Origin of the sequence: Paenibacillus cisolokensis, assembly GCF_050481165.1 — a bacterium.
In the GTDB taxonomy this organism is placed as follows: domain Bacteria; phylum Bacillota; class Bacilli; order Paenibacillales; family Paenibacillaceae; genus Paenibacillus_AH; species Paenibacillus_AH cisolokensis.
This window is the reverse complement of sequence record NZ_JBCNFP010000021.1, coordinates 26,917-52,023: the sequence shown is the minus strand read 5'-3', so window position 1 is coordinate 52,023 and position 25,107 is coordinate 26,917. Positions and strand designations below refer to the sequence as shown.

The 25,107-nt window shown below is 56.3% G+C and carries 22 protein-coding genes and 1 pseudogene; 21 read left to right on the top strand and 2 right to left on the bottom strand.

What is annotated here, in order from left to right; genetic code table 11:
* Positions 1–98: 98 nt before the first annotated feature.
* The 3 genes and pseudogenes from ABEV74_RS04205 to ABEV74_RS04195 form a co-directional block, all read left to right on the top strand.
* Positions 99–497, top strand: a pseudogene (locus ABEV74_RS04205) (ABC transporter substrate-binding protein); the annotation flags it as partial.
* Between the two features lie 54 nt (positions 498–551).
* Positions 552–1,427, top strand: coding sequence for an alpha/beta hydrolase (locus ABEV74_RS04200; protein ID WP_430143630.1), 876 nt, complete (start codon positions 552–554; stop codon positions 1,425–1,427).
* A gap of 1,056 nt (positions 1,428–2,483) precedes the next feature.
* Positions 2,484–2,687 carry a hypothetical protein gene (locus ABEV74_RS04195; RefSeq protein WP_062495862.1) on the top strand — a complete coding sequence of 68 codons (204 nt, stop codon included), beginning with the start codon at positions 2,484–2,486 and terminating at the stop codon, positions 2,685–2,687.
* 224 nt (positions 2,688–2,911) lie between these two features.
* On the opposite strand, the gene ABEV74_RS04190 is transcribed toward ABEV74_RS04195, so the two are convergent.
* Positions 2,912–4,831 carry a lamin tail domain-containing protein gene (locus tag ABEV74_RS04190; protein ID WP_430143627.1) on the bottom strand — a complete coding sequence of 640 codons (1,920 nt, stop codon included), beginning with the start codon at positions 4,829–4,831 and terminating at the stop codon, positions 2,912–2,914.
* A gap of 466 nt (positions 4,832–5,297) precedes the next feature.
* Between ABEV74_RS04190 and ABEV74_RS04185 the strand changes: the two genes are divergently transcribed.
* The 13 genes from ABEV74_RS04185 (at position 5,298) to ABEV74_RS04125 (ending at position 17,914) form a co-directional block, all read left to right on the top strand.
* Positions 5,298–6,068 carry an HAD-IIA family hydrolase gene (locus tag ABEV74_RS04185; RefSeq protein WP_430143625.1) on the top strand — a complete coding sequence of 257 codons (771 nt, stop codon included), beginning with the start codon at positions 5,298–5,300 and terminating at the stop codon, positions 6,066–6,068.
* Between the two features lie 61 nt (positions 6,069–6,129).
* Positions 6,130–6,684 carry a glycerol-3-phosphate responsive antiterminator gene (locus ABEV74_RS04180; protein WP_062495856.1) on the top strand — a complete coding sequence of 185 codons (555 nt, stop codon included), beginning with the start codon at positions 6,130–6,132 and terminating at the stop codon, positions 6,682–6,684.
* 147 nt (positions 6,685–6,831) lie between these two features.
* A complete protein-coding gene (locus tag ABEV74_RS04175) occupies positions 6,832–7,590 on the top strand; it encodes an MgtC/SapB family protein (protein ID WP_430143623.1) in 759 nt (252 codons plus the stop codon).
* Between the two features lie 310 nt (positions 7,591–7,900).
* Positions 7,901–9,178 (top strand): ABC transporter substrate-binding protein, encoded by a 1,278-nt coding sequence (locus tag ABEV74_RS04170; RefSeq protein ID WP_430143632.1) that lies wholly within the window; start codon positions 7,901–7,903, stop codon positions 9,176–9,178.
* Positions 9,179–9,263: 85 nt separating this feature from the next.
* The gene (locus tag ABEV74_RS04165; RefSeq protein ID WP_430143621.1) at positions 9,264–10,187 is read left to right on the top strand and encodes a carbohydrate ABC transporter permease; all 924 of its coding nucleotides are present in this window, start codon (positions 9,264–9,266) and stop codon (positions 10,185–10,187) included.
* Positions 10,188–10,199: 12 nt separating this feature from the next.
* Positions 10,200–11,030: a carbohydrate ABC transporter permease gene (locus tag ABEV74_RS04160; RefSeq protein ID WP_062495850.1), complete on the top strand. Its 831-nt coding sequence runs from the start codon at positions 10,200–10,202 to the stop codon at positions 11,028–11,030.
* Positions 11,031–11,079: 49 nt separating this feature from the next.
* Positions 11,080–11,832 carry a glycerophosphodiester phosphodiesterase gene (locus tag ABEV74_RS04155; RefSeq protein WP_062495848.1) on the top strand — a complete coding sequence of 251 codons (753 nt, stop codon included), beginning with the start codon at positions 11,080–11,082 and terminating at the stop codon, positions 11,830–11,832.
* Positions 11,829–12,905 (top strand): hypothetical protein, encoded by a 1,077-nt coding sequence (locus ABEV74_RS04150; RefSeq protein ID WP_430143619.1) that lies wholly within the window; start codon positions 11,829–11,831, stop codon positions 12,903–12,905. Before ABEV74_RS04155 ends, ABEV74_RS04150 begins: the two co-directional genes overlap by 4 nt.
* A gap of 87 nt (positions 12,906–12,992) precedes the next feature.
* Positions 12,993–13,733 carry a glycerophosphodiester phosphodiesterase gene (locus tag ABEV74_RS04145; RefSeq protein WP_430143617.1) on the top strand — a complete coding sequence of 247 codons (741 nt, stop codon included), beginning with the start codon at positions 12,993–12,995 and terminating at the stop codon, positions 13,731–13,733.
* Positions 13,734–14,021: 288 nt separating this feature from the next.
* Positions 14,022–16,055: a hypothetical protein gene (locus ABEV74_RS04140; RefSeq protein WP_430143616.1), complete on the top strand. Its 2,034-nt coding sequence runs from the start codon at positions 14,022–14,024 to the stop codon at positions 16,053–16,055.
* A gap of 5 nt (positions 16,056–16,060) precedes the next feature.
* Entirely contained in the window at positions 16,061–16,369 is a 309-nt protein-coding gene (locus ABEV74_RS04135) for a hypothetical protein (protein WP_430143615.1), read from the top strand.
* Between the two features lie 8 nt (positions 16,370–16,377).
* Complete coding sequence (locus ABEV74_RS04130; protein ID WP_430143614.1) at positions 16,378–16,854, top strand: sensor histidine kinase; 477 nt, start codon at positions 16,378–16,380, stop codon at positions 16,852–16,854.
* Positions 16,826–17,914: a response regulator gene (locus tag ABEV74_RS04125; protein ID WP_430143612.1), complete on the top strand. Its 1,089-nt coding sequence runs from the start codon at positions 16,826–16,828 to the stop codon at positions 17,912–17,914. The genes ABEV74_RS04130 and ABEV74_RS04125 overlap by 29 nt, the downstream gene beginning before the upstream one ends.
* 73 nt (positions 17,915–17,987) lie before the next feature.
* Here ABEV74_RS04125 and ABEV74_RS04120 read toward each other — a convergent pair whose 3' ends face one another.
* Positions 17,988–18,572 carry a GNAT family N-acetyltransferase gene (locus tag ABEV74_RS04120; protein ID WP_430143610.1) on the bottom strand — a complete coding sequence of 195 codons (585 nt, stop codon included), beginning with the start codon at positions 18,570–18,572 and terminating at the stop codon, positions 17,988–17,990.
* A 175-nt stretch (positions 18,573–18,747) separates the two neighbouring features.
* Here ABEV74_RS04120 and ABEV74_RS04115 point away from each other — a divergent pair, with 175 nt between their 5' ends.
* The 5 genes from ABEV74_RS04115 (at position 18,748) to ABEV74_RS04095 (ending at position 25,082) form a co-directional block, all read left to right on the top strand.
* The gene (locus tag ABEV74_RS04115) at positions 18,748–19,491 is read left to right on the top strand and encodes a glycerophosphodiester phosphodiesterase (protein ID WP_062495822.1); all 744 of its coding nucleotides are present in this window, start codon (positions 18,748–18,750) and stop codon (positions 19,489–19,491) included.
* A gap of 5 nt (positions 19,492–19,496) precedes the next feature.
* Complete coding sequence (locus ABEV74_RS04110) at positions 19,497–20,699, top strand: MFS transporter (RefSeq protein WP_430143608.1); 1,203 nt, start codon at positions 19,497–19,499, stop codon at positions 20,697–20,699.
* Positions 20,700–20,893: 194 nt separating this feature from the next.
* Positions 20,894–23,755: a hypothetical protein gene (locus ABEV74_RS04105; RefSeq protein ID WP_430143606.1), complete on the top strand. Its 2,862-nt coding sequence runs from the start codon at positions 20,894–20,896 to the stop codon at positions 23,753–23,755.
* A gap of 152 nt (positions 23,756–23,907) precedes the next feature.
* Positions 23,908–24,309, top strand: a complete 402-nt coding sequence (locus ABEV74_RS04100; protein WP_430143605.1) for a gamma-glutamylcyclotransferase family protein — start codon at positions 23,908–23,910, stop codon at positions 24,307–24,309.
* Positions 24,310–24,395: 86 nt separating this feature from the next.
* A complete protein-coding gene (locus ABEV74_RS04095; protein WP_430143603.1) occupies positions 24,396–25,082 on the top strand; it encodes an MgtC/SapB family protein in 687 nt (228 codons plus the stop codon).
* The last annotated feature ends 25 nt before the right edge of the window (positions 25,083–25,107 follow it).

Genomic DNA, 25,107 nt, shown 5'->3' with positions numbered 1-25,107 from the left:
TCATTTTCGTTCATTCGCGCGACCTCCTATCTTTCCGATACGCTTAGTTTCTCATGAATCTTCGAGTCCGTGTAGGTGGGGAATATTTGACGCTTACGGCGAAAGAAAAACTGGACCAAGCGGTCGGAGGAAAAAAAGTCGCCATTATTCGCTTCGCCGCCAAAGGCGTAAGTCTGATGGGCGGAAATTATTTATGCGGTTACGTTGTGCACAAGCAACTGGGGATTGGAATATCCGGGCTGGTGGGGCAAGAGAACAGTGCGAATGTGTCGATGGAAGTACTCCCGGAATTGGACGCCGACTACATCTTTATCATTAACGCTTACGGCCAAGGGACGCAAAGCATCAAGGAGATGACGGAAAGCCCCATCTGGAAGAGCATTCCTGCCGTGAAGCAAGGGCATGTGTACGAGGTGAGCGACGAGTATTGGCTTGGCAGCGGTCTGATCGCTTATGAGAAAATTATTGACGATACGGTCAGGCTGCTGGTCCAATAACATGTGCATGGCATCGTTGCAACTTGAATCCAAAAGTCCAAAAGGGAGTAACGGATGATGACGTTCGAACAAAATGACATCGCGCGCCCCAAGGTCGAAATTCCCCGTTCCGTACAATGGACGATGCGATCGCGTGCGGAAAATCGCAGCTATCAGATCATGGTGGCAGCGCCTGCCGAAGATCCTCCTCCTTCGGGGTTTCCGGTCATTTATTTGCTGGATGCAAATTCCGTATTCGGAACGGTAGTGGAGGCGGTACGCTTGCAAGGCGGCCGCCCCGATAAGACGGGAGTTGTTCCGGCCGTTGTCGTCGGCATCGGCTATCCGACGGAACGTCCCTTTTCTCCGGACCGCTATTACGATTATACGCCGGAGCCTACCACGGAATATTTACATAAGTCCGATGGAACGGCTTTGCCCGAACAAGGCGGGGCAGCAGCTTTTCTGCAATTCATCGAAGAGGAGCTGAAGCCGCAGATCGAACGGGAATTCAAGATCGACAGCGACAGACAGACGATCTTCGGTCATTCTCTTGGCGGACTTTTCGTCCTGCATGTGTTGTTTACGAAGCCAAGCGCGTTTCAATGCTTTGTCGCAGGCAGCCCCTCCATTCATTGGAACAGACAACGCCTGCTTCGGGAAGAGCGGCAATTCGCATCCCGATTGGAGCGCGAGCCTCTACGCGTCAAAGTATTGCTTGGAGCAGGAGAATGGGAGAAGCATCATATCTCCCGCAATAGCGACAGCGCGCGGGAGCTTTCGGAGCGGCTGTCCGCCCTCTCCGCTTATGGGGTGGAGGCAGCGTTCCACGAGTTTGAGGGCGAAAACCATGTGTCGGTGCTGCCGGTCCTGATCAGCCGGGCGTTGCGATTCGCTTTATATCCGGCGCATCGTGAGGAAAGGGAATGCGGTCCGGCGCAGCGGCAATAAATCGGTTTGGGAAAGAACATTCGAATGCATATTGCGGAGGAGAGCGGCGATGCTCTCCCTTTTTCCCCCTTCACCGCGAAACAGTATCGTCCTCAGACAGGGACGACGGTGTCGTTTTAAATCGTCGTCTGTCCATTGGTGCGCCTCGTCATCCGTGAACTCGTCCGCCCGTCCGTCGGTGCGTCCCGCCTTCCGTCAACTCGCCTCTCGTCCGTCGTTGCGTCCCGCCTTCCGTCTAATCGTCCTTGGTCCGTCGATGCGCCTCGCCTTCCGTCTAATCGTCCTTGGTCCGTCGGTGCGCCTCGCCTTCCGTCTAATTGTCCTTGGTCCGTCGGTGCGCCTCGCCTTCCGTAAACTCGTCGCTCGTCCGTTGGCACGCGCCGTCATTCGTCCAACGTCGGTTTACGCGTCCTGCCTTCCGTTTAATCGTCTCTCGTCCGACGGTGTATCCCGTCTTCAGCACTCCCCGTCTCCCGGCAGATTGCTTGGGCGAAAATCCTGCAAAAGTGCAGAAATTTTGGCCCGAATAGATGATTATGAGGCGAAATCCTGCAAAAATACAGTAATTTTTGGCGATTTATGTAAATCTGGCTTGAACGGATCAAAAAAGCTGTATTATCGCAGGAATTTTTGCATTTTGGCTATTTAACGCCCGAAAAAGCTGCACTTTTGCAGTTTTGTTCTTTTTTAGGGGCCAGGTGCTGCAGAGCCGGAGTAAAGCAAGCCATTTCGGGACCGGTATGCAGTTCACAGCGGGGTAGGAGCGAGTGAATAAAGCCCCGGGGGTTCGCAATCGTGCGTCCGGCGGGAATGGCGCGGGTGAATAAGGCGCTGCAGGTGCGCAATGGGGCGCGTAGCGGGGCGTCGGGCTACCGCCCGGCGGAGTTGGCGAGAACGAATAAAGCCCTGGACGCCATCCAATTGGATGGGTTGGATTGATCAACAATTGGCTGGTGTAAAAAGTGCCGCTTGTTCATTATAATAAAACGGAATGGCGCGAACTATGCGTGCATTCTTCCGATCTGTACAACGATCCCACTTGGCGGGTGATGAAACATGGAATGGTTGATGGCTGCGGTTGCAATCGTCATGATAGCGGGACTTATTGCGACGGTGGCGATTGCCCAATCGAAAAGCAACAAAGAGGAAAACCCCGGTTATTTTCAGCATACAGAGAAGAAATGGCTGCGACTTAGCGGGATTTATGTCGTGGGCATTATTGCGGTAGCTGTAATTTTGATTGTCGTTTTGAACGGGTAAGGCAAACGGGAATACAACCTGAAAAGAAACAACCGCGGAGAACGAGCAACTCGGCGGTTGTTTCCATTTAAGGCGGCTGGTCAAGCCGTCAGTTTGGCTGCGTGTCCCGGGGCGTTCTCGCCGGGCTGTCCGCGAGGACTAACCTCCGGCACTTCGCCGCTCGCATCTTCCAGCGCGCGGCTCGCCGCATGGTGGCGGTCAACCACTTGTCCCCGTTACACCGGCTATTGTTCCGCTGCCCGCTCGCAGCCCGATGCCAGCTGCTGCAGGTCGAGCATGCGGATTCGGTCAAGCGGGTACTTGGCCGAAGTTCGATATTCCGTTGCCCCGGATTCGAACAGGACATACAGGATGCCGTTATGTTCGATTATCCCTTCGGACAAGGGAGGTGCGGTCAGCCGGTTCCGTTCGCTCTGGCCGTCGAGGAACCAGACCGGAATTTGTTCGCCGCCGTTCTGGACATACCGGTGCGGCGCGTCCTGGTAAACCTGCGGATAGACCAGCAGCGTCGCATCGTTGTTTCGGCCGTACGACTGGCTGAGCGCGATCGTCCCGTTATAGATGGCGGCGCCCTGAATCTTGTCGGGGATGGACAGTACGTAATCCGGCGTAACGGCGCCTCCGCCTGGCGGTTGCTTGCCGTCCGGCAGCATATCGGTCTCCTCATCCAGACGGAAGCCGGTCATCCACGCTTTATGCAGCTCGCCGTCCCGGTTCGTCATTTCATGCGAAGGGTCGGTCTCGTAGCCTTGGGCGGCGAATTCGCCGGCCCATATCATTCCGTCCGCGTACACGGCGAAGGAAGAACGGGTGCCGGTTTCGAAATGTCCGGCAAACTTCAGCTTCGCCCCGTCCGGCGCATCGACAAGCTCATCAAGCGGCAGCCGGAACAGCTTTCCGCCCGACGAGATCCAGACATGGCTGCGGCTGACGGTCACGCCGCCCGCATGTCCGGTATAAGGCGTATTGTCCTCATTGTACAGATGCAGCGATTTGACCAGTTCCCCGGACTGTGCGTCGATCACGGTCAGAACGCTCGGATTGCCGTCATTCCGATAATGGGACACCAGCAGGCCGTTCAGCTCCGGAACGTAAGCGATGCCTTGCGGGACAAGGTCCTGCAGCAATCCGGGAATGACGGGCCCCGGTTCGCTGACGCGGAAGAACGTATCGTATTCCGGGAATTCGCCCGGCGGCACGATGCCGATTTCGTCCTGGGTAATGCGGATCGGGACCGGCGCTGCCTCAACAGCAGACGACTTGGCCGATTCGTTGTTGGCAACATCGACGGCGGACAGTTCGAATGTATAGGCGGTACCTTCAAGCAGTTGGGTCAGCGTCAAGCTTGTGCGGGAGCCTTTCAGAATATGCGACAGGCTGCCGTTCGTATACACGTGATAGAAAGCCAGGTCGCTTTCCGGATTGGCCTGCCACGTTAACGTAATGCTGCCCTCGCCCGGAATCGCCGCCACTCCCGACGGCGCCGACGGCGCTTCGTCGTCGAGCTCGTCAGGCGGCGCCTGACCGGGAAAAATGCTGCCTGGCGTGGCCGGGTCCGTATCCGCCAGCTTCCTCATCGTAATGCTGCCGTCAACCGGGTACAAATACGGGATGCCGACATTCTCATGAACATCGGCGGCCGTATAGGAAACGGTGCTGATCGGCGTTTCATCCGGAGCGGCGATCGTCAGCTTGCGGCTGGACGAATTGGCCATGCCGGCGGCAAAAATTTCGTAGACCCGCTCTTCCTCCAGCTGCGTGCCGTAATTGCGGTTGAAGTCGGCCAATGCCGCCTCCGGCACCGATTTGATCCACAGCACCATCGTGCCGTACGGCTGGATCACTTTATTTTCCTGAATCGGCCAGCGGTAAACCGTCGGCGTCTCGTAGATGATTTTGTAGCCGTTCAAGTTGATCGGGTCGGGGCTATGGTTATAAAGCTCGATAAATTCGAACGCGTCCGGCGTTCCGGAATGGCCGTCCAGCCTCAACGAATCCGGCGTCACTTCCGTAATCAGCAGATACGGATAGGCGGAAGAAGACGCCTGAGCCGATGGCGGCAGCAGCCATCCGGCAATTCCCCACAGCATCGTCGCTGCCAGCAGTATGGCGGCCGGCGCCTTGTTGAATAGCTGTCTCATCATAAACCTCCTTTGCAAATATGGAATGCGGCAGCAGCTAATCCGGCAGAAAACAAGAAAGAACCCGGAACGCAAAACGTCGCGCGGCTTCGAAAGGGACGATGCCCTCGGGCCGGAAACTGTTCGCATTCGGGTTCTCGCCAATTCTCTCCCCGGACGATTCCGGAGCAAGCGGTCGCGCTGCTGCGCCATACTCCGGAAAACGCTTTCTGCTACCTCGATTATTCCTTTGCCGTCCCGCTTTGTCAAGAGGCAGCCGACCTATCGCACAATTATGCGGTTCAAAATATCGTTGACAAATTTTTGATTTCATCTTACGATATGCATAATTTCATAACCAGCGGTTTGGCTTGAGTCGCAGAGAAAGCTCTTACCCGTAATCGGATCCTTCTGTCACAGGAAGGAAATGTTTACATGGGTTAAGGGCTTTTTTGTATTTTCTATCATGATGAGCGAAAGGAAGTCGATTGTGCGAGGCTACGTGTTTGATCTGGATGGAACCGTTTATTTGGGCGACAAGATGATCGACGGGGCGGCGGAGGCGATTCAGGAGCTGCGAGCGCGGGGAGACCGTGTCGTATTCCTGTCGAACAAACCGATCGCGACCCGGCAGTCTTATGCCGACAAATTAACGAAGATGGGAATTCCCGCGACCGTAGACGACGTTCTGAATTCGTCGCAAATTGTCGCCCGCTATTTGCAGAAGCATTTGAAAGCGGCGGAATGCGTGTATGTCGTCGGCGAAGAACCGATACAGGACGAGCTTGCCGAACATGGAATACCGATGACTAATCGCAGCGAGCAAGCGGACTATATCGTCCTGTCGTGGGACCGGCAGTTTACGTACGACAAGCTCAACATCGTATACCAGGCGGCAATGCGCGGCGCCAAGGTGATCGCCTCCAACCCGGACGCCACCTGTCCGCTCGACCGGGGGCAGGTGCCGGATACGGGGACGTTTATCGCGGCGCTGGAAGCCGCGACCGGGAAACCGATCGATCTGATTGCCGGCAAGCCTTCGCTGATGGCTGCGGAAGCGGCGGTCAGCCATTTGGGGCTTCCCTATGAAGACTGCTTCATGATCGGCGACCGTCTGGAAACGGATATTCGAATGGGCAATGACGCCGGGATGATGTCCGTCCTGGTGCTTACCGGAGTCGGCACCCGGGAGATGGCCGAGCGCGGGCCCTACCGACCGAAATATATTGTGCCGAGCATTAAAGAGGTCGTCCGGCTGTAGCGAATCGTGGTATAATGACGTCGCTTTCACTTGGTGTCATACGATAAGGGAGGGAGACGGTTTGTACCCGATAGTCGACTTGGTCGAGCATCAGACGATCGCGGCCGTGCAGAAGGTGGAGGAATTGGAGCAGGCGATCAACAGCGATGTAAACGTCATCTTTTTGCTTGTCGGCTCGATTTTTAATGTCAAGGAACTGGTAGGGCGGGTGAAAACGGCGAACAAGCACGTTTTTCTGCATATGGAGTTTATCGAGGGCATAGCCGCCGATCGGAGCGGCGTGGACTATGTCGCGCAGTATGTGCAGCCGACCGGCATTATTTCGACGAAAAGCAATCTGATCCGGATTGCGAAGGATGTCGGATTAATGGCCATTCAGCGAACGTTTCTGATCGACCGGGGCGCCGTCCTCAGAGCGATCAAATCGGCGGAGCAAAGCCAGCCCGACGCGATCGAGGTGATGCCCGGCATTATGCCGCGCATCATTCGCGAAATGACGGAGATGACGCCGCTGCCGATCATCGCCGGAGGTCTGGTCGGCAATCATGAGGAAATTGCGGATGCGCTGAAAGCGGGAGCGTTAGCGGTATCCGTCGGCTCGTCTCATTTATGGTAAATTCGTAAATTCGTAAAATCGAAAACAAGCGGATGCCAAGCGGTAGAGACATGGAGAAACCTCTTTGGAGAAGATGCGGACAGAATCGGTCTGCGCTTTTTTCAAAGAGGTATTTTGTTGCCGCGGAAGAAGGGAGGTGGGAGATCCGTGAATTCGATATGGTATATTACCGAGATCGATCTGACATTTCGCATTCTGATCGCCGGGGCGCTCGGGGGACTGGTCGGGCTCGAAAGGGAATGGAGCAACCACCCGGCGGGACTGCGCACGCATATGCTCGTATGCATCGGATCGGCCGCGATCATGCTGTTGTCCATCTACGGTTTTTCCGATTTCGTGGCCGAAGAGAACGTTCGGGTCGACCCGGCCCGTCTGGCCGCCCAGGTCATCAGCGGGATCGGCTTTCTCGGCGCCGGAGCGATATTGCGGACCGGATCGACCGTGTCCGGTCTGACGACGGCCGCGTCTGTCTGGGTCGTGGCGGCGATCGGCCTCTGTGTGGGCGCAGGATTCATCTACGCCGCTTGCCTGACGACGTTGGTCGTGCTGATCAGCTTGTTCGTGCTGAACAAATTTGAAAAGTATTTGATGAGACATCGGAGAAGTCAGGAGATCGTCGTCAAAATATACGACAGGCCCGGAGTATTGGGAAACATATCCGCCGTATTCCATGAACAGGATCTTCAGGTTGAAAACGTGAAAATGAAGCGCGAGGAACGGTTCGGCAAGGAGGACGATCCGGATCGGATAGTGGAGCTTTGCATCAGCTTGAGGTCAGCCCCCAAGCATAAACTGATCGCTGCGATCGACAGCATTCGACAGATGCGGGAGGTCGTCTTTCTGGAATCGAACCAGTGGATTTTGCCGAAAAAAGGGGCGATTCCGCAAAGCACAAAGTCCATGTAACGATGCGGATTTGGGCTGTCCAGCGATTTGAAGTATTGGCAAGACTATCATCGTGTGGTACAATGTACTACAGGTAAGCGCTTTAATTTTGCCGGAAACCGTAGTTTTATAAATTCTGTTGGGTTTAGAGATCATGAGAAACCCCAAGAGACGATGATGCTGCTATGGCTCAGCCATTCAGCCGTGTCCCTTGATGTTTTCTTATGTTCTCTTTTTTTTGCGTGTTTCCGCGCCTTAAACATTCAATATTGGAGAGGGGATTTGCATGAACAAAATCAAGAAAGCGTTATCCGTACTGGCGGTTTCGGGGATGGCATTCGCTTCGATCCTCGGTTGCTCGGGTTCCGGCGGCTCATCGTCTTCCGGCGACATTCTGGATGCGGAGGAGGCGGCCCAGGACACGACGCCGATCACGATCCAGTACTGGCATTCGCACGCGGAGGCCCAGCTTGAAGGACTGGATTACATGCTTGCGGAGTTTCACAAGAAGTATCCGTACATTACGGTCGAGCCTGTGTTCCAGGGCGCTTACGTCGATCTGCACAAGAAGCTCCAGGCAGCCGTGGCGGCGAAAGAAGTGCCGGCGGTCACGAATGTGGAGGTATCGGTGCTGCCGAACTTTGCGGACAGCGGCGTATTTGCGGATTTGACGCCTTATATTGAGCGGGACCAGGTCGATCTGAACGATTTTTCGCAAGGCATGCTGCAAGCGTACGCCTATAACGGCAAGCAGTACGGCTTGCCGCTCATTGTCAGCACCAGCGTATTCATATACAACAAGACGCTGCTTGACGAGCTCGGCGTCGAGCCGCCGCAAACCTGGGACGACATCGAAGCGTACAACCAAAAAGTCGCGCTCAAGGAAGGCGGCCAAACGACCCGTTACGCGTTCTCCGTACCCGGTTGGGATACATGGTACTACGATCCGTGGATTTCCAACGGCGGCGGCTCCATTCTGAACGAAGATATGACGGCGTCGACGCTGGATCAGCCGGACAGCCTCCGCTGGATTCAGAACTTCTACAAATGGCTGCAGGACGGCTCGCTGCATATGGGCTTCGGCAAAGGCGCGTCCGGCGACATGAGGACGATGTTCCTGGAAGGCAAGATCGCCATGGTCCAGCACACGTCCGCGGTGATCAAGACGTATCTGGAAAGCGCGAACTTTGAGGTGGGCGTCTCGTTTATCCCGGGTGACAAAGAGCGCAAATCCCATATCGGCGGCGCGGGCATCGTGCTGATGGAAGGCGCGGATGCACGCGAGAAGGAAGCGGGATGGAAGTTCATCGAGTTTATGACCTCCGCCGAGCACAACATCAATTGGGCGGAAAAGGTAGGCTATTTGCCGACGCGCAAGAGCGCGATCGAATCGGAAGAAGGCAAGCAGTATTTCGAACGGCAGCCGCAATACCGGACGGTATTCGAGCATTTCGACGATGTGGCGCCGCGCCTCCAGCATCCGGCTTATCCGGAGTTCAGCGAAAGGTACAAAGAGGTTGTGGGCGAAATGATTCTCAACGGGAAAGACCCGACGTCGCTGATGCCGGAAGCGGTGAAGCAGATTAACGATATTTTGTCGGATTACTAAAAACGCGTAAATTGACGTTCACCGATGCGGGCGACTGCAACAGCCGCCCGCATTGCGGTTCATTTTTGCAGAAAGGAGCACCTCCATGACGGGTACCGAAGGCCCCGGGGCCGCAACGAACATCAAACGCCGCCCGAAAGCATGGGAATATATGAAAGATTTCGCTTTCGCGCTGCCTGCGCTCGCGATGCTGCTCATTTTCATTTATTACCCGCTTGTGAACTCGTTTTATTTGAGCTTCACGAACTGGAACATGACGCGGCCGAACAAAGAATTTATCGGTCTGGACAACTATGAGAAGCTGCTTACCGGCGATACGTTTTACAAGGTATTGGGCATTACGTTCACCTATACGGTGTTTGACGTGCTGCTTACGCTGGGCATCGGCTTGATGCTCGCGCTGCTGTTCAACGTCACGTCCCGATTTTTCAACTTTATGCGGTCGGTCATCTTTATGCCGCACTATATTTCGATGGTTATCGTCTCGATGGTCTTCCTCTGGATTTTCAACTCGCAGTACGGTCTGATGAATGAATTGCTCAAATTTCTCGGCCTGGAACCGGTGGATTGGCTGACCAATCCGAAAACCGCATTGTGGGTGCTGATCGTCGTTTCCGTCTGGAAAGGCGTCGGCTTTGCCATGATTATTTTCATCGCGGGGTTGCGCGGCATTCCATTGGAATATTACGAAGCTTCGAGCATCGACGGCGCGTCGAAATGGACGCAATTCAGGAAAATTACGCTTCCGCTCCTGTCTCCGATCACGCTGTTTCTTGTCGTCACCAACTTTATTTCCTCCATGCAGGTATTCCAGTCGGTAGACGTCATGACGAACGGCGGTCCGCTGGAGTCGACGAAGGCGATGGTTTACTGGATCTACGAAATGGCGTTTGCCGAATTCAGAACCGGTCGGGCATCTGCGCTCATTATTATGTTCTTCATTATGATTGTGCTGCTGACCGTGCTGCAGATGTACGTATCCAGGAAAAAAGTCCATTACGAAGGGTAGGTTCATTTCGAAATGCTTACATCCGTAACCAAAACTACCCGCATCGCTTTGGCCGTTGTCGTGACGCTGCTCATGTTTTTTCCGATCTACTGGATGCTGATTACGGCGCTAAAAACCCCGCACGAGCTGCGGCTTGCGGTGCCCACCTTCTGGCCGGAGAGGCTGATGTGGGAGAACTTCGCGGAAGTATTCCGGAAGATTCCGTTTTGGAGATATTTCGCCAATACGGCCATCCAGACGGTCGGCATCGTCGTGCTGCAAATCAACGTCGCCCTGATGGCCGCCTACGCGTTCGCCAAGGGCAGCTTCCCGGGCCGCGACAAACTGTTTCTTCTCGTGTTGGCCGCGCTGATCGTTCCGGATCAGGTGACCTTCGTTCCGGTTTACGTCATGATGGCGGACCTCAACTGGCTGAATACGTTTTACGCGCTGATCGTTCCGCATGCAGCGTCCGCTTACGGCATTTTCCTGCTGCGCCAGACGTTCCGCTCGATCCATAACGACGTGATCGAAGCGGCCAAGGTGGACGGGGCCAACCGGCTGCAGGTGCTCTACCGCATTTTGACGCCGATGGCGCTGCCTACGGTTGCGACATTGGTGGTGATCAGCTTCATCAACAGCTGGAACTCGTATTTCTGGCCGCTCGTGATGACGAACTCCAACGATATGCGCGTGCTGACCGTCGGGATTGCGATGATGCGGGATTCGATTGCCGGGGACGAAATGCTGAACTTCCATTATCTGATGGCTGCGAGCATTATCGTCATTATCCCGATTATCCTTCTCTTCGTGTTCGCGCAGAAATATATTATCGCGGCCATGTCCAACTCCACGTTCAAATAGCGAACGGTTAAAAGCCGGCTGCAAGCCGGAACAGAAAGGAACAATCAACATGACGCCAAAACCAAAACAGATTCTTGTCATCGCCCACCGCGGGGCGAAAGGCGAAGCGCCGGAAAATACGCTTGGCGCGTTCCGTCTCGGTCTTGCGCAAGGCTGCGACGCCATCGAGCTGGACGTGCATCTGTCCAAAGACGGCGAAGTCGTCGTCTGTCACGACTTTACGCTGGACCGGACGACGGACAAGACGGGATTCATTCATGATATGACGGTAGCGGAGCTGAAACGGGCGGATGCCGGACGGTGGTTTCACGAATCGTACGAAGGGGAGCGCATTCCGTTAATGGAAGAGGTATTCGACCTTGTGCCGCCCGGCATCATGATCAATATTGAAATGAAGCATTCCTATGGCCGCAAGCTGGAACAGGCGCTGGTCGAACTGATTCGGCGCAAGGACCGGCTGCGGGACGTCGTCGTATCGTCCTTCGATCACAAAAGCTTGCTGTATCTGAAGCTGCTGGAGCCGGAAATCCGGATCGGCCTGCTCTACGATGCGAATGTGGTCAGCCATTCGGGGCTGGCTGCGTTGACAGGCTTGCCGGTCTATTCCCTGCACCCGTCCTACAGACGGATCGACAAGGAAGATGTGCGCGATTGCGTCCGTCAAGGTCTGCAAGTCTATCCGTATACGATTAATGATGAAGGACAGATGAGACAGGCGATCGATGCCGGAGTTTCCGGCATTATTACCGACTTTCCGGGCAGGCTGAGACAGCTGCTGTCCGGGGCCGGAGGACAAGGATGAAACGGAAGGCAGCCGCATGGTACGCGGTGATCGGCGTTCTCGTTGTCGCCGCAGCGGTCACGGTTGCGTTAGCGGTTATGCGGTCAAATGAAAAAGCGGGGGGCGGCGTGTTTACGCAGGAGGAAGCGGGAATTACATTTCGGATCGATATGCCGGAAATCGAAACGTTTATGGAGTCGAGCATCGAGGGACCGATCGTCCCGGCCTTGAACCAGAATGCGATTCCGCAAGGCATCGCGTATTTGGAAGAGAAGAACTGGATCATCATTTCGTATTATCGGGAGGAAGAACAGCCCAGCCTGCTGGCGATTGTCGATGCGGAATCCGGCCGGATGGTCAAAGCGCTCTATCTTGCTCATCGCGATAGCACGCCGTATGTCGGCCATGCGGGCGGTGTGACCGTCAGCCGCAAGCATATATGGGTTTCCTCGGACCGGAATGCTTACTGGATACCGATCGAGGACGTGATCGAGGCGGAGAACAAGTCGCAGGTGAAGTTCGGCGGATTCATTGCCACGGACACCCGGGCGTCGTTCACGACTTACGGCAACGGCATTCTCTGGGTAGGGGAATACGCGCAAGGCACCGACTACCCGACGGAGGAATCGCATTATTTGATCAACCGGGAAGGCGCCGAGCACCGGGCCTGGGCCGCGGGCTTCAGACTGGACGAGGAGACGGATCGGCTGCGGAGCTCCGCAGATGCCGGCGCCTTGCCGGCCACGCCGGATTATATCATTTCGCTGCCGGACAGAGTACAGGGGATGCATATGCTGCAGGACCGGGTCTGGCTCAGCCGTTCCTATGGCCGGAACAATGCCAGCACTTTGAGCGAGTACAAGCTGGATATGAAGGAGAAGCCGCATCTGACGGCCGCGATCGGAGAGCAGGACGTGCCCGTGTGGTTTCTGGACGGCCAAAACGTGACCGTTCAGCATGAAATACCGCCGATGTCCGAAGGGATTGTGGAGCATGGCGGCAAGATGTACATTTTGTTCGAGTCCGGGGCTGCCAAGTACAAGACATCGTCCAGTTATGCGCTGGACCGCATTCTCATCTGGAATATCGACTAAAACGAACGGTTCTTCCTCGACTTCCCAGGTATAAGGTATATAATAGAAACGGGAGCTTTATACCGAATCATACGAGGAGGACAGGCTATGTCTGCGACGATACCCGGGCTGGCGCACAGAGGTTATCCGAAACGGTATCCGGAGAACACGATCGCTTCGTTCCGGGCGGCACTGGCGTTATCGTTTCGCCATCTGGAATTGGACGTTCATCTGACGAAAGACGGTGTGCCCGTTGTGATTCATGATCCGACGGTGAACCGGACGACCAACGGAACGGGATTCATAAAGGATTACACGTTGGCGGAATTGCGAAAGCTGGACGCGGGACATGGGGAGACGATCCCTACGCTGGAAGAAGTGCTGTTGCTGGCCAAGGGCCGGGCCCAGGTCGATATTGAGCTGAAGCAGAGCGGAAATCTTTATGCGGGTCTGGAAGAAAAGGTGCTGGAGACGGTTCGGGCATGCGGGATGTCGGATCAAGTATTCGTAACCTCTTTCGATCATTATTCGATCGTCCGAATGCGCGAGCTGTCGGAAGAGCTCGAGCTCGGGCTCGTCCTCTACGGCGCGACGCCGTCGGTCTTTCCGCTGGCGCGGGAACTGCGCGCGCGCTACATATCGGTGAAATATATCTATTTGACGGACCATTTTGTCCGTACGTGCGAAGAACACGGCATCCAGTTGATCGCCTGGACGGTAGACGATGAGGCGGATATGCGCAAGCTCAGATCGCAATATCCGCAAGTGTGGGTTTGCACGAACGAGCTGGAGCGTTGGAAGCGGTGCGTGGAAGAAACCGGATCGCATCGTTCGGAAGTATCGTTATAGTCGATAGTGGGGCCGGGTATCCGGGGGACTGTTCCGGAAGTCATGGAAATGGCTGTGGAACAGTCCCTTTTTTGTTCCACGAACATTCGTAACGAAAATCCATAATATCGCGCTGTAAATCAAACGATCCCCTCATTGTTTGCGTCATGAGCCGACGATACAATGAGGTCGACAAACAAAATCCTCCTCGTAAAGGGCGGCGGTCACCTTGCGGTTTCAGGTCCGGACATCGGAGACGGGACGATTCGGAACGGTTTGTTAAGCGTTTACAAGATGGACCGAAGATAGATGAGCCGGAACGGAACGCACGCAAGCCGCCAGCCGGCTAAACGCAATGCCGGGGAGAGCGGAAAGGAGAACGTATACGTTATGCGCAACCTGGCGGAACGGGTCCGCTTAGGACCGCCGATCGACCTCGGACAAGCGGTGAGAGCCCGCATCGGGCAAGCGGCCGTCTTCGGCACACGGCGGGACGGCACGCATGAGCTTTATGTGGCCGTCAACGGCACGCCTGCGATGTTCTGTGCGGTAGAGCTGGCAACGGGACATATCGCATTCCGGTTTTCGATTCCTCATACCGATTCGGTATGGGCCATGGCCGCGGCGCCGGACGGAACCGTTTATTTCGCCGGAATGGAGGACGGCGCGCTTTACCGGTATTTGCCGGAGGAGAGGCGGCTGGAAACGGTGGGCCGTCATCCCGCCGATCCGTGGGTATGGGATCTGAAACCGTCCCCTGACGGACGCCTGTACGGCGCCACCTATCCGAACGCCAAAATTTTTGAGTATCATCCCGAAGAACGGCGTTTCCGGGATCTCGGCCGGATGTCCGCGGATCAGCAATACGCCCGGGGAATCGGAGCGACGAACCGGGATGTATTTGCGGGCATAGGCAGCACGATCCGGCTCATGCGATGGGATCGGACGAACGGCGAAACGAGCGAATTGCATTTGGAAGGCTATTCGGGAAAGCAAGGCTTCGTGGACCGGATTTGGCCAGCCGAATCCGGGGATGTATTGTTTGTGTCGATCAGCCAGTCGGAGATGCTCGTTTACGATTGCGGCAAGCAGCGGATTCTCGACCGGTTTGCCTGCAGCGATTTTATAAGTCCGGCTTCGCCTGTGAACGGCGAGTACTATTTTGTTGCCAAGGGATCGTTGTACGCGTATCGTTTGGATACGCTGACTTCGACGCTGCAGACCGACATTCCGGTTTACGCGGATCATCCGTCGATCAAGTGCATGCAGTGGCTTGCGGAACGGGACGGCACGCATACGCTGGCCATCGTGTCCTCTTCCCTGGATGTCGTGCTCTTCCGGCCGGACGACCGGTCGATCCGGGAAGTCCGGACCGATCTGCCGACCGTTCCGGTGCAAATCCAGTCGCTGGAATGGGACGGGAATGAGAAGCTCTACATGGGCGGGTACCACCGGGGCTTGAGTATTTACAATGCCGTGACAGGGGAAATCGAGCTCAGCATCCCGAAATTTCCGCAAACCGAAGGCATCGGTTTTCTGGACGGCAAAGCCTACTTCGGCACCTACACCCGGGCCAAAATATTCGGTTATGACCCGGAGCTGCCCGCGGATACCCGGCTGGCGGCGTCTTCGAATCCCGCCTTTCTGTTCGCCATCGGACACGGTCAGGACCGGCCGTTTGCGATCGCTTCCGGCGACGGCAAACTGTTTATCGGCACGATTCCCGATTACGGTCTGCTGACCGGCGCGCTGACGGTATACGACCCGCAGACCGGCAAGCATGAGGTGTATACGGACATTGTGCCGAATCAAAGCATTATCGGCTTAACGTACCGGGACGGCTTGCTTTACGGCGGCACGTCCAACTGGGGCGGACTCGGCATCGAGCCTTCGGAAACGGAGGCGAAGCTCTTCGTATGGGACGTGCAGGAACGGCGGACGCTTCATGTCTTCACGCCGGACATTCCGGATATCGACATCCCACCACGCATGATCGGTGAGCTGACTTTCGGCCCGGACGGTCTGCTATGGGGCGCCGTGGACGGTACGATCTTCGCCATGTCCCCGGAGACGCTCCGGGTCGTCAAGAGCAAGGTCATCTGCCCCAGCGAATACAAGTACAGCCGCTTCCGGCCTTATTTCCTGAGGTGGGGACCGAGCGGTCTGCTGTTCACGTCCTTGGCGAGGAAGCTCATTGCAGTCGATCCGCAGACGCTCGATCATGCCATATTGGATGAAGAGCCGCTGGCGCTCATGACGCTCGGCCCGGACGGCAATCTGTATTACAACGACGTCTCGCATCTGATGATGAGGGAAGTGCGTATTCTCGATGAACGGGGGTGACGATCATGGATACCCGGCATGTTGCCGCAGCCGCGCCAAAGTCAACCTCCGGCGCCAAGCTTGCCCGTACGGCAAAGTTCGTGTTCCGCAATCGCGCGCTTTATATCATGCTGATTCCGGGCATGCTGTACTTTCTTGTTTTCAAATATTTCCCGCTGCTCGGCAGCGTCATCGCGTTTCAGGACTATAACATTTTCAAAGGCTTCTGGAACAGCGAATGGGTGGGCTTCAAATGGTTCGGGCAGTTCCTGTCGTATCCGAACCTGAACCGTCTGCTGACCAACACGCTGATAGCAATTATTTGGACATTATGAAGATCCGGATGGGCGATGACCTCGAGTACGTTCTGGATATCGATTCCCGCTGCCTGTCGGGCTTCTGCCTGAAGGCGATCATGCAGCCGATCGTGGAGAACAGCATGAAGCATACCGAGGTGCCGATGGATACGCCTTTGCGGGTTTGGATTACGGTAGGTTTCGCCGTATACGACAATACGGAATATCTGGTTATACGGGTCGTCGACAACGGGCAGGGCTTCAGGAAAGAGAAGCTGGAGGAAATCGCCGGACATATCCGGCAGATCAACATCTCACCGCTGCATCATCAGCACGCCAACATCGGTCTGTTGAACATTCATTTTCGGTTGAAAATGTATTATCCTCACGACACGCATACCGGAATCGTGCTCGGCAATGCCGACCGAGGCTCCGGCGCGGCGGTCGAAATCAGGTTTCCGTTCCAAACGCATGCGAAGCAGGAGGTCAGTGCCGATGTATTACAGCGCAATCATTGTGGATGACGAGCATCTCATTCGTTCGAGTCTGGCGAAGAAGGTGAACGATTATCGCCTGACGATTGCGGCCGGAACGGCGGCCAACGGCGTGAAATGCCTGGAGTGGCTTAAGCGCTGGTATACCGACATCTGCATTACCGACGTGCGGATGCCGCATATGGACGGTCTGGAGCTGCTGCGGCAGATCCATGACCATTATCCGTGGATGACCTGCATCGTCGTCTCCAGCTATGACGATTTTGCCTATGTACGCACCAGTCTGCAATTGAACGCGGTCGATTATGTGATGAAGCCCGTGGAGCAGAGCGTACTGAACGCTGCGCTCGAAGCGGCGATCGGCAAGCTCCGGCAAACCCGCAAGCATCAGGCGCTATCCATTCTGATGAGAAAATTGCCGCATCATGTCGACATGCTGGAGCGTTGGGTCGACATGATTCAAACCGTCCAGATGGAGAAGCGGCAGCTGCTTATCGTGGATACGCTGGAGATGTTCGAATCCTGGGCGGACGATCAGCATTACTTGCTGAACGAGTTTGCGAACGTATGGCTGGAATTGGTGCTGGAGCGCATCAAGAAGGAGAAGGTCGTGCTGGAACTGCCGGAAGACGAGCTGCCGGGATTGGACGAAAAACCGATATCGCTGGAGCACAAGCGGTTCTTCTTCCGGCTCGTTTGCGTCGGACGGCTTCAGACGGGCATGCAGAAAATATCGGAGGTCATGAAAGAGATCAAAAGCAGCGCCACCCACAAAACCGTCGAACAGGTGGAGCAATACTTGAACGAGCACTATGCCGAGAAAATCAATCTTCAGGATGTGGCGGATGCCGTATCGCTGAGCAGGACCTATTTGGCCAACCTGTTCAAGCAGGAGACGGGTACGACGATCTGGAGCTATCTGGTTGCGGTACGGATGCGGCATGCCAGAGAACTGCTGCTGAACAGCACGCTCAAAAGCTATGAAATCGCCTTGAAAGTCGGGTACGAGAACAGCATTCATTTCTCCAAGCTGTTCAAGGAGCAGTACGGATTAAATCCGATGGAATACAAGAAGCGGATGCAGGGCTGAGCCGCACTGCGACGATCGAAGCGGCGCGGCCGGCTGCCTGCGGGCGGCGGTTCGCAGCTTCGTTCGGGCCGGGCTAATACTCCGCGCCGCGGACTTTCGAGAAGACCATCGTATCCCGCAGCGTACCGTCCACGGCGCGCTCGTCGCGGCGAAGGATGCCTTCCAATGTGAAACCCGAGCGCTCGGCTACCCGGGCGCTTCGCTTGTTGCGTGCGTCGCACCGGATTTCGATTCGGTTCGCTTCCAGCTCCTGTACGGCGAATTTCACAATCGCCTCCACGGCTTCTGTGATCAGCCCTTGCCCGCGAAATGAAGTGCGGACCCAATAGCCGATTTCAAACCGGCGCGCCCGCCAGTCGATCCGGTGGAGGCCGCTGCAGCCGACCAATTGGCCGGTTTCTTTCAGAATCAGATGGAGCCTGAGATCCCGTCGCTCCAGAAATTGCAGCCGGGCGTGCCGGACATTCGCTTCGGTCTGTTCGACGGTCGGCACGGTTTGCGCCCAGGGCATCCAGGGGCGCAATTGTTCGATGCTTTCTTTCACCGCTTCGTTGACTGCCGCTCCATCTCCCCACAGCGGAGCGCGGATCAGCAGCCTGCCGCTCTCGAAGCTCTCCGGAAAGGACCGTAAAATCGGATCGACACCGCTTGTTTCCATCCCCGTCATCTCCCCCGAAAATATTTTGATAACCATAACATAAGGCATACGTTTGTTCAAGGGCATAATCGCCCGGACGCCGTTCGCGATAATTTACAATAATTTTGGTAAGGGCCATACCGTTCTGTCGTATAATTAGGATGATCGTCCTACTATTCGTAACGGAGGTAACCTTATGAAATCAGTCCTGAATTTCGCCCACCGAGGAGCGTCCGGTTATTGCCCGGAAAATACGATGGCGGCGTTTCGGCGTTCCATCGAGCTGGGCGCTACAGGAATCGAGACCGACGTTCAGATGACGTCGGACGGACAGCTCGTGCTCATTCACGACGAGTCGCTGAAACGGACGGCAGGCTCGTCCAGGCTGGTGAAGGATGCGACGCTGGAAGAACTGCAGCAGCTGGATGCGGGTTCGTGGTTCGATCCGGCGTTTGAGGGCGAGCGTGTGCCGACGCTCCGGGAGCTTCTTGAGCTGGCCGCTCCCACCTCGCTCGTCATCAATCTGGAATTGAAAAACGGCATCATTCAATATGAAGGGCTGGAGGAGGCGGTCATTGAAGAGGTTCGCCGGTTCGGAATGAGCGACCGCATCATTATATCCAGCTTCAACCATTATTCGCTCGTGAAATGCAAGCATCTTGCCCCCGAGATTCGAACCGGCATCCTGTACATGGAAGGCTTGTACGAGCCATGGGAATATGCGGCGCGGGTCGGCGCGGAGGCGCTTCACGCTTATTATTACGCGGTTATTCCCGAATGGGTGGCGCAGGCGGCCGAACGTGGAATCGCTTACCATCCGTTTACCGTCAACGACGCTGACGTGATGCGCAAGCTGATCGACGCCGGCGTTGCGGGCATTATTACCGACTATCCCGACCGGCTTGCCGAACTGCTTCATGACGCGGGAATGGGGGGATAGAGCGGATGAAAAAGACGTGGCTGCTTGGCTTCGGATTTTTCAGCATCAGCATTACCTGGGCGTTGTACAACGCGTTCGTTCCGTTCTTTCTCGATTCGTTTCTGACCAGCACGGCGATGATCGGGTTTATGATGACGATCGACAACTATTTCGCCCTGTTCCTGCAGCCGTGGATCGGAAACCGCAGCGACAAGACGTCCACCCGGTTCGGACGGCGCATGCCCTACCTGCTTGTCGGGATGCCGCTCGCCGCCTTGTTCGTTATTCTGATACCGCTACATACGAGTTTCGTGACGCTGGTCTTGTTTATGGTGCTCATGAATCTTGCCATGAGCGTCTACCGGTCGCCGACGATCGCGCTGATGCCGGATATAACGCCGGAAGCGCAGCGGACGAAGGCGAACGGCATCATCAATTTCATGGGCGGCATCGGGGGCATTATCGCGTTCGGCGCCGGTTCGGTCCTGTACGGCGCGAACCCTTCCTTTCCGTTCATAGCGGCGGCGGCGATTACGTTGATCTCGATGCTCATTCTGTACCGGAACGTCAAGGAAAGCCGGGACTCGGTCGTCCCGTTCGAGGCCGAGACGAAGCGAATCAAGCTGCGCGGCGAACTGGACCGCACGACCGTCATGCTGCTCGCGGCGATCTTCTTCTGGTTCGTGTCGTACCAGGGCGTCGAAGCGCTGTTCACCTTGTACGGCAAGCATCATTTGGGACTTGAAGAAAGCGCCGCTTCCTTCTCGCTCACGTTCTTCTCGCTGTTCTTCGTCCTGTTTGCGCTGCCAAGCGGCTGGCTCGGCAGCCGAATCGGCAAGAAGAAGATGATCATGATCGGCGTGTGCGGCTTGTTCGCCGTATTCGCCGCCATGCCGCTCATTCAGTCGGTCGTCCTGCTTCGCGTTATGCTGGCGATTGGCGGCATCTTCTGGGCATGCATCAACATCAACTCTTATCCGTTCGTCGTTTCGACTGGCGCCGAACGGAGTATCGGCACGCGGACCGGACTGTATTATCTCGCGTCTTCGCTCGCCGCGCTCTCTTCGCCGCCGCTGCTCGGTCTTGTCATCGACCAGTTCGGCTACGTCTCGCTCTTCGTCTGCGCTGCGGGCGGCATGCTGCTCGCGCTGCTGTTCCTGCTGCTGGTCAGGCACGACGGCAATGCTGTTCGAGCCGGCGCGCAGGCTGCGGACTCTGCCGCACGGTAAATATAAGCCGCTGTCAAGGAAACGGGGAGGCGTACGATGCGCATCCCCGTTTCCTTCGTTTCTTGTGTTTGCTTGATTCGGGGCAAGCAACTCAGGACAACGATTCGTAAAGCAGAGGACAAATACAGAATCGGGAAAATCATTTACAATGGATATGTTTGAAAACGATTACATGATGAAAGGGGAATTTCGTAATGTGGAAACGCATGCTCATTTGTCCGCTGCTGCTAGCCCTGATCGGAGTCAGCGTCATCGGAAGCGCCGGCGCCGCGGATGCGGCGGGCGGGGAAGGAAAGGCGCTGTCCTTCTCGGGACTCGGAGAACCGCAGGATCTCGGCGCGCCGATTGCGGTCAGACAGACGTTCGACGCGGCATTCGGGGTGGAGGACGGCGCCAACGTCATGTACACGACCGTGTCCGGCAGCCCGTCGGCGGGGGAATCCGCCATCTTCAACGTCGTCGATATCGACAATGAGAAGCTGCTGCGATCGTTTCCGCTTGCCGGCGTGGCGAGCTCATGGACGCATGTCCGGGTGCCGAACGGAGAAGTATTTATCGGCACGACGAGCAAAGTGTTCGTCTATTCGCCGGAGACGAAGCAAGTGCGGGATCTGGGCATCCCGATTCCGGGGACGGGGTCGATCTATTCGTTGGTGCATGACGAGGAAGGGAATGTGTACGGCGGCATTTATTCGCCTACGGCCGGGGGACGCGTGTTCAAGATTGACGGGCAAACGTATGAGATGACCGATCTGCTCGGCAGGCCGGTCGATAACGGCGAAGCGCCGGGAGACGACGGGAAGAGCGAAATGTACGTCCGTTCGCTGGCTTACCATAACGGCTATTTGTATGCGGGGACCGGCTCGGCCAACGGACGCGTGTGGAAGATCGACCTGGCGACGAAGGAAACGGCTTCCATCGGCATGCCGGAGCTGCCCGATGCCTATAAGAGCAAGGAAAACAGCATGCAGTTCGTATACGGTTTGACGGTGGTCGGCGACGAGCTGTACGTGTTCTGGAACGGCACGTTTACGATGCATGTATACAATATGAAGAATGGGGAATGGCGCGACAAAACGATCGAAAATGTCCGGGGACTGCTCGCGGTCACGCCGGAGCATAACGGGAAAGTCTATACGAACAAGCGGGACAAGTACATGTGGGAAATCGATGTCGAGACGCTGGAGGAGCGTCAGGTCATCTACTTCGACGGATCGATCCGCAGCAGCGCCTGGCTGCACGTAGCCAACCAGCCGGAATTTCCGGGCATAGCGATGGTCACGGTTTCGTATGACGGAGCGGCAGTGCTGTACGACCCGCCGAACGGCAAAATGCGGCAGATGAACGCCCTGGTCGATTCGCAGGCGATCAACATTCAAGCGCTGGAAACGGGCCCGGACGGCAAACTGTATATGAGCAGCTTCGGAGACGGGGGAGCGCAGTACGATCCGGCGGCGAACCGGTTCGTCAATTTCCCGCTGCCGCAGTCGGAAGGGATCGGCTCGCTCGGCGACACCGTCTACTTCGGCGTATATCCGAAGGCGCAAATTCTCGCCTACGATACGACGACGCCGCTGTCGACAACCGCCGCACCCGCCCATCTGTTCGATGTCGGGGAAGCGCAGGACCGTCCGTTCGTCGTTACGGCAGGGGCGGGCAAGCTGTATATCGGCACGATTCCGGGTTATGGCGAGCTGGGCGGCGCCATTACTGTCTACGATCCGGATGCTTCCGCTTCCGAGGGCCGTCCGGTTTACGAAGTATTCCGCAACGTAGTCGAGAACCAGAGCATTTCCGGGCTGCTGTATGCGAACGGTCTGATATACGGATCGACGACGGTGCATGGCGGCCTCGGCAGCGTGCCGGCGGCGGACAAGGCGAAGCTCTTTGTTTGGGACCCGGCAGCCAAGCGCAAGGCGGCGGAATGGGAGCCGCAGCTCGAAGGCAAATCGGCCTCGAACGGCATGATCAGCGGATTGACGCTTGGCCCGGACGGCCTCATCTGGGCGGCGATGGACGGGGTCATTTTCGCATTCGACCCTGTGACGAAGGAAATCGTCAAATCCAGAAATCTGTATCCGTCTGTGACGAACTACAGCAGCTGGCGGCCGATCCATCAGCGCTGGGGCGCGGACGGTCTGCTGTATTCCGACGTCGCGGGCAGGCTTGTCGTGCTGAATCCGGATACGCTGGAGTTCCGGGAGCTATCTCCCCAGGTCGTGCTGTTTACGCTGGATGAACAGGATAATGTATATGCCGCCAAGGCAACCCGGCTTTACAAATATGCGGCGGCCAGGCCGGGAACGTTGACGGTGGCGGGGCCTGGGCATATCGCCGTCGGGCAGTCCGTTCCGCTGACCGTTGCGGGCGAACTGTTCGGCTGGGACGTCGATCTCGCATCGGCCGCCACCATCACCGTTTCGGATCCGCAAATTGCGGTCGTGGAGAACGGCATCCTGACCGGCTTGCAGGAAGGCACGGTTACGTTGACCGCTTCGTTCCGGGGAACCGTCTCGCAGCCGGTAACCGTCGAAATCGCGGATGTCGATCTGGATATCCGCAATGCCGGTTTTGAAGAGACCGGCGCCCACGGGGCGATCCCGGGCTGGTCGCTCGCAGGGAAGGCAAAGCCGAACGATATCGCCGAAATTTCGTCCGACCGCTTCGCATCGGGAAACCGCAGCCTGAAGCTGGTCAACCAGGACAATGGCGCAGGCAAGCGGATTGCCGTGCAATCGGACTTGATCGAGGTGCTTCCGGAGATGCCGTACGCCGCTTCAGTCAAGCTGTACCTGGACGCCCGGGACAAGGGCAAGCCGGTAGCGGACAGCGCGGCGGAAATCCGGCTCGCCTTTTACGATGCGGAAGGCGGTGAGCTTCCGCAGCAGACGGAAGCGGCAGCGCGTATTGACGGGCCGCTTGGACAATGGACGGAAGCCGCCGTTTCTTCCACGGCGCCCGCCGCCGCCCGTTATGTGCGCTTATTCATCATCAACGAAGCGCAGCGCAACGTGGCCGTTTATGCGGATGACGCGTCGATCGTCATGAAGGAATAAAAGGCCGCATGAAAACATAAACGTATGACTGTCCGCATTTGGCGCGGGCGGTCTTTTTTTTATGCGCATGGCCGATGTCACATAACTTGACAAAAGTATTGACGAAGATCATCCCTGTAATGTAAATTATTACATTTAAAGGGGGATGGACCATGTGCAATGAAAAGACGCATTTGCTGTTCGTTTACGGTACGCTTCGGCTCGGCGAGTCCAACCACGGCCTGCTTGAAGGGTCGCGCTGCGCGGTCCCGGAAGCCTGTATCGAGGGCACGCTCGTCGATACCGGTTATGGCTATCCGGCCGTGCGGCAAGGAACGGGCCGCGTGTACGGAGAAATATACGAGATCGATGAAGAGACGCTGCGGCGGATCGATGCGCTCGAAGACTATTACGGCCCCGGGGACCCGCGCAATCTCTACGAGCGGGTGCAGACGACGGCCGGCACGGACCGGGGCGATATTCCGGTACTGGCCTATGTGTCGGATCGTTTCGCCGGCGCTTCCCCCATTCCGTCCGGAGACTGGAAGCAATATCGGAAAGCGAAGACCTCATAGCCTTGATTATACGGCGCTTCTTGGCTATGCTATTGTGAAACATACTTGATTGCGGTTATGTGAAGAGGAGAAAGGAAGCGAGAGATATGGAATGGCTGGATGAAAATCTCTGGTTGAAGCTGGGTCTTTCGGCTTTGCTCGGCCTGATCATCGGATTGGAGCGCGAGCTGAAGAGCAAGCCGCTTGGCTTGAAAACAAGCCCGGTCATTGCGATTATCAGCTGTTTGTTAACGATCGTATCGATCGAATCGGCCTATCTGTCGCCGGGGAGCGATGCGGTGCGGATTCAGATGGACCCGCTCCGGCTCGCCGCCCAAATCGTATCCGGAATCGGCTTTCTCGGTGCGGGCGTCATTTTGAAACGGGGCAACGACCATATTTCCGGCCTGACTACGGCCGCGATGATCTGGGGTGCCGCGGGCGTCGGCATCGCTGTCGGAGCAGGCTTTTACTATGAGGCGATCATCGTCACGGCGCTGCTGATGATTACGGTCGAGCTCCTTCCGCTTCTGCTCAGCAAGCCGCTCCGGCTGATGAAGAAAGAGCATCTGATTAAAGTGACGATCAGCGACAAATCGAGCATCGAGCCGATTCTCGATAGGCTGAAAGCGGAAAAAATCGAGATTTCCCAATGCCGGATCAAGGCGATAAAAGAAGAATCGATGTCGCTTCTGGAAGTAAGGACAAGGGTTAACGTCAAAATTACGATCACCGATCTGTATAAAATGATTTCGAATATGGACGATGTGGTCGGAGTCGAAATTATGAACTAGTCGCCCTAAATAGGATATAATAGGA